We start from the raw sequence: 6640 nt of genomic DNA, 5'->3' as shown, positions 1-6640 counted from the left end.
TATATAATTTAAAGGATAAAACAATATCAGCAAGATATATGTTTGGGTGGGCATTGATTATAATCGTTCTTGGATCTATACAATATTTAATAGCAAAATATTTTGGAATGTTTTCTTTGGTAGAGCATAGTTCAAGAATGATAATTTTTGGAGCATTAGGAATTGGAGTTGGATTAAGAATGTATAAGAAATTAAAGCATTATATAAAACACTAACCCGGTGGTTTCACCGGGTGAGTTAAATCATAACTCTTCGAATTCAACGTTTTTTGTTTCAAACATTTTTTCTAGTTGGTCATAAACAAAAAGTAGGTCTTTCTCTCTGTAGAATCTCATACCTCTTGTTTCTAAGTTTCCTGTTACTGGTTTGATGCTTAAGAATTTTACTAACTGCCTTAATAAATCTGGATTACTAAAATTGTATTTCTCACAGAAATACGGAATAGTAATCATCCCCTATCTCCCCTTTCTTTTGTATTTTGTTTAACTACTTATTAGTGATTGTATATTTATCATTTTACTACAAAATAGTTAGAAAGTAAAGTGTTAAACTTTTCTTTTTGATAAAATGTTGTTTAATGATAGGTTGATAATTTAATCTTCGATTTCTTCTATTTCATCTTTTATCTCTTCTAATTTTTCATCTATTTCTGCTGATAATATTTTTATTTGTTTATTTAATTCATTGTTGAAGTTTTTTTGTAAGTTTTTTAATTCATCAATCTTTTCTTTTTTATTATCATCGTTTATTATTAATGGAAGCATTTTAAAAAATTGTTCCATAATGTTTGATAATATAATTCTTAAAAAATCCCACATATTTTAAATCTCCTTTCGTTTTTTTAATAGTTTTTAAAGAACCGGGCTAAATGCCCGGTTTGTTTTTATTGAATTAAATCAAATAGTTCATTTGATGTTGTGTCTACAATTGTTGCATTATCTTTTTCATATCCTGTTGGAATGAAAACACCAATAAATGAATCCATTGCATTTTGTACTTCTGTGTCTGTTAAATCTGGTCTTGGATCATTTAAATATATTGTTTTTCTTTTTCCGTCTATACTATTTACAAAAGACATTCTTAATTTTTTTGCCATTGTAACTCACCTCCATAATTTTTTTATGAATAATATGTTCAACAATTTAGTTGCGTTTAAAAATAGAATATTATGCTTGTAGTTCGTAGTTTTCAATTTTTTCTATTTCGATTAATGTTTTTTCACATAATGATGCATAGTTGTTAGCTGCAGTGTATACTTGATCATCCGTTGCACCAGCAATTAAAGAAAATGATTTTCTTTTAATGATTTGTTTTCCATTACCATCTACACCATAATCAAAAGAAATTCTAGCTTTGTCACCTAAACTTACTTTAGTTGCCATACTTTCACCTCCAATTTAGTTTTTGATTTTTTAGTTTTTTATCTCTGTCAGCGCTGACAATTGTAGTATAAACCATTGTTTTTTCATGGGAATAGTTGAAGAATTGTTTGCAAATGAAGTTACTGAAGTGTTACTTGAAGAGTTTTTGATTTTTTAAACAATAAATATATCAAGTGATATATTAAAAATAATTAAAAAATGGTAAAGATTTAATATATTATAAATTTTTTATTTAAAAAGTGATAAAATTAATTTGAGGAAGTAAATGAGAATCTTTCATTTTGTAACTTATATGAATAAATAGGAAAGGAGGATAACTATGAGTAAAGTTGTTATTATAAGTGATTTGCATATAGGTGATATGTCAGAAGCTGATGATTTTTATACGTCTGGAAATTTTGAAAAATTTATGTCGTTTCTTGAATTTGTTGAAAAAGATAAAGAAGTAGAAAAAATAATAATTGCAGGAGATTTTTTTGAATTATGGCAATGCAAAGTCGATAAAATTTTACAGATGTACGTTGAATTATGGAAAATATTTTCTAAATTAAAAGAAGAAGGAAAAAAAATAATTTATGTACCGGGTAATCATGATTCGCTTCCATTTTCTAAACTGGTTTATAAAATTTCATCATTTTCATTTGGTCCAATAGAATTGACAAATAAATATGATATAGATCAAACGAAAAATTTGCTTTTCCCTTATTATAACGAAGATAACATTTGGATTGAACATGGGCACAGATTTGATAAATATAATAGAAATGCATCTTCATTAGCAGGAGGCAGTAAAGGGATAATAGGAAAATTTATAGCTCAAACAATTGGAGAGTTAGAAAGGATGGGCGCAAAAGATATTGATGAGCAATTAGAAAAGCTCTGGAATGGAACAAAATCGATATGGAAAAAATTAAAAGAAAAATTTGAATCACCATTTTATAGGGTAGCGGGGAATTTACAATCTTATATAACCCCAGCTAATGAAGAATATAATGGAGATTATTCAGAATATGAAATTGGAATTTCAATGCTTGCTGAAAGGCAATTGAGACGAGGAGAAGAAAAAGCATTTGTTGTGCTTGGTCATACACATAAACCAAAAATAGTACAAGTTGACAAAAGAATTATTTATGTTAATTCTGGAAGTTGGGTGAGTGAAGAGCCGACATTTTGTATATTTGATACAGAAAAACAGAGTATAGCTCTTTGTGAATGGAGAAATGATGAGATAAAAATAATGGATGTTAAAAATTAAAATTTTTATTTTTTAAAGAAGAGGAATTACAAATTTCAGATAATAAAAAATATTGGAGGCAATATAAAATGGAAAAAATGAAATACAATTTAAAATGTGGCATTTAAATTATATTATTGATCAAATAAAAATGGCAGATAATAAAATGAACATTCTTTTAGCAATTTATTTATTTTTATCTGGAATATCTGTATCAAATATTAAAAGAATAGTTTTTACATTTAATAACTTAAGTCTTTATTGTAAGGTCTTTTTTATAATTGACTTAGTAATATTTGTAATTTTTTTAACTTGTTTTTATATTGCTTTTTTAAAAACAATTATCCCAAGAATTAATGCTGAAAAAATTTTGAATATAATATCATACAAATCTATTATTTTTTGGGGAGATTTGACTAAAATGGATATTAGTGAGTTTGAAAATGTAGAAACTAAAAAATTTTATCATGATCTAAATAAACAAATTATTATAAATTCTCGAATAGCCGAAAAAAAATTTAATAATGTAAGAAAAGCATATATATACTTATTACCTACAATTATATGCTTTGTAGTTTTAATGCTTTTTTTAGAGTTAGTGGGATGATATTTATGGAATTATGGAATACATTAGAAGAGATTGTTGATGAACAAAAAGAAAAAATTAATAATATTGATGTAATTGAAATTGATAGAATTCCATTAGAGTCGGATATGAATTTAGAAGTGGGAAGATGGTATAGAATAAGAAACGTTGTGTCTTTATATGTAGACATGAAAGGTTCTACACAATTAAGCAATGATAAATATACCAAAACAACAGCAAAAATGTATGAAATTTTTACGGGTAGTCTTATTAAAATTTTGAAGCAAGAAGAATTTAAAGCGAATTTTATTGATATAAAGGGTGATGGAGGATTTGCATTATGGAAAGAAAAATATGGTACTATAAAAGCACTGCTAGCTGGAATTACTTTTAAAACATTAGTGGAAAAATATCTAAAAGATTATGTCGAAAAACAAATTTCTGATTGGGAAATAGCTAGCAAAATAGGAATTGCTAAAGGTAAAGTTTTGGTAAAAAGAATAGGAGTCAGAAACGTTGGAAATAATAAAAATAACTGGGCAGTTTGGGCTGGAAAACCTGTTAATTATTCAGCAAAATTAAGTAATGAGGCGAAAAATGATACAATTCTCGTTACAGAAGAGGTTTACAATGATATTTCTCAAAAAGATTTTTACAATTACTTAGTTTTATCCTGTGAATGCGGGAGTGGTGAAAAAACAAATTTGTGGTCTGAAGTTGTAGATTTGGAAAATAAATTTTTCACCAAAGTTTTTGAATTGAAAAGTAGATGGTGTAATAAACATGGTGAAGAGTATATAAATGCAGTATTAGAAAAAATCGAATAAAATCTATATAGTTAATTATGAACGATTTTTAATATTAATAATTGCACAAAAATTTTTTATAAATTAGTTATATTGAAATTTGGATTTGTGAATAAATATTTATTAATTATAAGGAAAATAAGGTAATTTAATTACCATTAATATTTCATAATAGTGAACATAGGTTGTTTTATTGATTAAATACACAAAGAATTATTTTTAATATATTATTTTATTTGTAGGTTTGTAATTTTTCTGTATAAATAAATTTAGCAGCAAAAAACACGCAAAAAATATCCATTTTGATTGTGAGAGAAGTTTTATACTTAGTTTATCATTTAAAAATGGAACATCTCATTAATTTCTTATTATAACGGATATTAAAAATGAGATTTTACAAATTGCATAAAATGTAGAAAAGTTTAAAATTGATATAAAAAAAGAATGGGAGGATACTGGGATATGGGACGATATTTATATTTAACTAAAGCAGTAATTAAAAATTTTAGAGCTATAAAGAATGTTACTTTAAAAAATACTGGAGATATAAATGTATTAGTTGGTGCTAACGAAAGTGGAAAATCAAATATATTACTTTCTTTGAATTGGTTAGGAAATGATACGCCGTTAAGTTTAGAAGATAAACCATTGGGAAGAAATATAAAGGATGATGATATAATAGTGACTGCATTTTTCAAAGTAACAAATGTTAAACAATTTAAAAAAGAATTTTTTGATTTGATAAATGAAAATATGGAATATCTTTTTCTTGATGAGTCTATTTTGAATTTTAATAAATTAAATGATATAGGGTTCTTGAAAATAATAAAACATGCAAATGGCGATTTTAATTTTTTGTTGCTTGGTAAGGATTTAAAAGATTTAAGTAAAGATATATTAAATTATCTTTCAAAAGACTTACGGAAATTTATTACACTAATTCCTTCATTTGAAAAACTTTTTATCGAAAATATTAAAACAACGCTAAAAAGTAATAATATAATCAGTGGTGATCTTACAAAAATAAATAAAGATATAAAAAATTTAATCAAAACCAATCAAAATATTTCAACACATCTAAATTCATTTAATGGGCAATTAGAAATTGTTGAAAAAGAAATTAAAGAAAGCAATGATGACATTATAACTCTTTTGACTAAAAGAATTAACCCTCTATTTAATAACATACCAACAAATATTTCCATTAATATAAATAACAAGAGTACTAATATAAATTTACATTCAATCTTTTCTCAAACTCTTAATAAACTAATTGGGAATGTTAAAAAAAATAATTACAAATCATTATTACAAGATATCCTTTCATATATGAAACCGAAATTTGTATATCTCAGTGAAGAAATGGAGTTGAAAGGAGAGATAAAAAAAACAAACAGTTTTGAAAACACATTAAAAGAAGAAAATGGGAACTATCCAGTTAATGCTAGGCTTTTTAGCATATTAGAAATTGATTTAAGTACATTTGACAAAATGACAGTGGATGAACAAATTTTTGATTTAAATAATAAATTGATAGAATTTTCAAAGGGACTAAAAGATTTATGGCAGCAGCTAAGATTAAAAATTGGATGCAATGTTGAACGAGATAGAATAACTTTAAAGATTGAAGAGGTTGGAAAGGATGGATATGATGTAAGAACTACGCCCCCATCAGCTCGTTCAAGAGGGTTTAAATGGTATCTTGCATACTTAATAACTCTTGAGTATTTAGCGGCTTGACCCCTAAAAAATAGACAAAAAATAAGAAAAACTCATTTTTTCACAGAAACAAAAAAATCAGAAAAATCATAAGACGAAATAAAATCATTGAAATTATCATTAAAAAGATAAAAAACAGAATCTGGAATAGAGTATTTTTCACAAATATCTTTTTGAGTTAAAGAATCATCAGAAAGATATTCTTTAACGACAGATAATTTAAATTCAGGATCATAATTTGTTTGTTTTCTCATTAAAAAGCACCCCTTTCTTTTTTTCAATTTTATGATACCACTTTCTTATTTTATGTCCAAATCTTCTAGGGGGTGAATACGATATGGAATATTCAGAAGTAAGAATAAAAGATAAAATATTTTCACTGAGATCAAATTTAAATGAATTTCAAAAGTCAATATTAAAAATATTAAATATAGAAATACCTAAAAAAACAATGGAATTAGATAAATTCAAAAAAATAATATCCACAAACAGCATTATAAGCTAAAAAGAAGGTGATGTGTGGCTAATTTTGCTTTTTACAAAAAGTTAACAATTAACTTTTTTCGCTGTATTTCAGCGTTTTCTCTTTTTTAAAGAAAAATAACTGTCAAACTCAGGAGAAATGCCCGGCTTTGTTTTATCTACAATAGTCGCATTGTCTTTTTCATACTCTGATGGAATGAAAAAGACATTGAGAATAGTTGCGGTATCATTTACAAATGAAATTACTGAAATGTGATATAATTCGATCGTGGAGGTGAAACGATGAAAAAATTACCAATAGGGATACAAGATTACAAAAAAATAATAACAGGTAATTATATATATATAGATAAAACAAAATACATATATGATTTAGTATCGTCAGAAGTACCGATATTTCTCTCACGCCCAAGAAGATTTGGAAAAAGCT

General features: G+C 25.6%; 12 protein-coding genes. 7 read left to right on the top strand and 5 right to left on the bottom strand.

Going from position 1 to position 6640, the window contains the following annotated elements; all coding sequences use genetic code 11:
- On the top strand, positions 1-215 hold a 215-nt coding region (locus ACYQ44_RS10120; RefSeq protein WP_459997122.1), incomplete at its 5' end, for a hypothetical protein.
- A gap of 27 nt (positions 216-242) precedes the next feature.
- Here the strand turns inward: ACYQ44_RS10120 and ACYQ44_RS10115 are convergent.
- The 4 genes from ACYQ44_RS10115 to ACYQ44_RS10100 form a co-directional block, all read right to left on the bottom strand.
- Complete coding sequence (locus ACYQ44_RS10115) at positions 243-452, bottom strand: hypothetical protein (protein ID WP_459997120.1); 210 nt, start codon at positions 450-452, stop codon at positions 243-245.
- A 141-nt stretch (positions 453-593) separates the two neighbouring features.
- Positions 594-818: a hypothetical protein gene (locus tag ACYQ44_RS10110; protein WP_459997118.1), complete on the bottom strand. Its 225-nt coding sequence runs from the start codon at positions 816-818 to the stop codon at positions 594-596.
- 65 nt (positions 819-883) lie between these two features.
- On the bottom strand, positions 884-1096 hold the full coding sequence (locus ACYQ44_RS10105; RefSeq protein ID WP_459997116.1) for a DUF2922 domain-containing protein: 213 nt from the start codon (positions 1094-1096) through the stop codon (positions 884-886).
- Positions 1097-1166: 70 nt separating this feature from the next.
- Positions 1167-1382: a DUF1659 domain-containing protein gene (locus tag ACYQ44_RS10100; RefSeq protein WP_459997114.1), complete on the bottom strand. Its 216-nt coding sequence runs from the start codon at positions 1380-1382 to the stop codon at positions 1167-1169.
- A 319-nt stretch (positions 1383-1701) separates the two neighbouring features.
- Between ACYQ44_RS10100 and ACYQ44_RS10095 the strand changes: the two genes are divergently transcribed.
- The 4 genes from ACYQ44_RS10095 (at position 1702) to ACYQ44_RS10080 (ending at position 5748) form a co-directional block, all read left to right on the top strand.
- Positions 1702-2637 carry a metallophosphoesterase gene (locus ACYQ44_RS10095; RefSeq protein WP_459997112.1) on the top strand — a complete coding sequence of 312 codons (936 nt, stop codon included), beginning with the start codon at positions 1702-1704 and terminating at the stop codon, positions 2635-2637.
- A gap of 94 nt (positions 2638-2731) precedes the next feature.
- Positions 2732-3223 carry a Pycsar system effector family protein gene (locus tag ACYQ44_RS10090; RefSeq protein WP_459997110.1) on the top strand — a complete coding sequence of 164 codons (492 nt, stop codon included), beginning with the start codon at positions 2732-2734 and terminating at the stop codon, positions 3221-3223.
- A gap of 5 nt (positions 3224-3228) precedes the next feature.
- A complete protein-coding gene (locus ACYQ44_RS10085; RefSeq protein ID WP_459997108.1) occupies positions 3229-4029 on the top strand; it encodes an adenylate/guanylate cyclase domain-containing protein in 801 nt (266 codons plus the stop codon).
- Positions 4030-4470: 441 nt separating this feature from the next.
- Positions 4471-5748, top strand: a complete 1278-nt coding sequence (locus ACYQ44_RS10080; RefSeq protein ID WP_459997106.1) for an ATP-binding protein — start codon at positions 4471-4473, stop codon at positions 5746-5748.
- Positions 5749-5780: 32 nt separating this feature from the next.
- Here ACYQ44_RS10080 and ACYQ44_RS10075 read toward each other — a convergent pair whose 3' ends face one another.
- Entirely contained in the window at positions 5781-5981 is a 201-nt protein-coding gene (locus ACYQ44_RS10075; RefSeq protein ID WP_459997104.1) for a transposase, read from the bottom strand.
- Between the two features lie 83 nt (positions 5982-6064).
- Between ACYQ44_RS10075 and ACYQ44_RS10070 the strand changes: the two genes are divergently transcribed.
- Positions 6065-6232, top strand: coding sequence for a hypothetical protein (locus ACYQ44_RS10070; RefSeq protein WP_459997102.1), 168 nt, complete (start codon positions 6065-6067; stop codon positions 6230-6232).
- Between the two features lie 260 nt (positions 6233-6492).
- Positions 6493-6640: AAA family ATPase (locus ACYQ44_RS10065; RefSeq protein WP_459997124.1), on the top strand; the 148-nt coding region annotated here is incomplete at its 3' end.

The organism is Marinitoga arctica, assembly GCF_054657315.1.
Note: the sequence above shows the minus strand (reverse complement) of the source record. Positions and strands in the feature narration are given on the sequence as shown.

What these genes read in the sequence shown, in the direction of transcription:
- ACYQ44_RS10100 (WP_459997114.1), bottom strand. Translation starts at nt 1,382, where the DNA reads ATGGCAACTAAAGTAAGTTTAGGTGACAAAGCTAGAATTTCTTTTGAT.
- ACYQ44_RS10105 (WP_459997116.1), bottom strand. Translation starts at nt 1,096, where the DNA reads ATGGCAAAAAAATTAAGAATGTCTTTTGTAAATAGTATAGACGGAAAA.
- ACYQ44_RS10095 (WP_459997112.1), top strand. Translation starts at nt 1,702, where the DNA reads ATGAGTAAAGTTGTTATTATAAGTGATTTGCATATAGGTGATATGTCA.
- ACYQ44_RS10090 (WP_459997110.1), top strand. Translation starts at nt 2,732, where the DNA reads ATGTGGCATTTAAATTATATTATTGATCAAATAAAAATGGCAGATAAT.
- ACYQ44_RS10085 (WP_459997108.1), top strand. Translation starts at nt 3,229, where the DNA reads ATGGAATTATGGAATACATTAGAAGAGATTGTTGATGAACAAAAAGAA.
- ACYQ44_RS10075 (WP_459997104.1), bottom strand. Translation starts at nt 5,981, where the DNA reads ATGAGAAAACAAACAAATTATGATCCTGAATTTAAATTATCTGTCGTT.
- ACYQ44_RS10110 (WP_459997118.1), bottom strand. Translation starts at nt 818, where the DNA reads ATGTGGGATTTTTTAAGAATTATATTATCAAACATTATGGAACAATTT.
- ACYQ44_RS10070 (WP_459997102.1), top strand. Translation starts at nt 6,065, where the DNA reads ATGGAATATTCAGAAGTAAGAATAAAAGATAAAATATTTTCACTGAGA.
- ACYQ44_RS10080 (WP_459997106.1), top strand. Translation starts at nt 4,471, where the DNA reads ATGGGACGATATTTATATTTAACTAAAGCAGTAATTAAAAATTTTAGA.
- ACYQ44_RS10115 (WP_459997120.1), bottom strand. Translation starts at nt 452, where the DNA reads ATGATTACTATTCCGTATTTCTGTGAGAAATACAATTTTAGTAATCCA.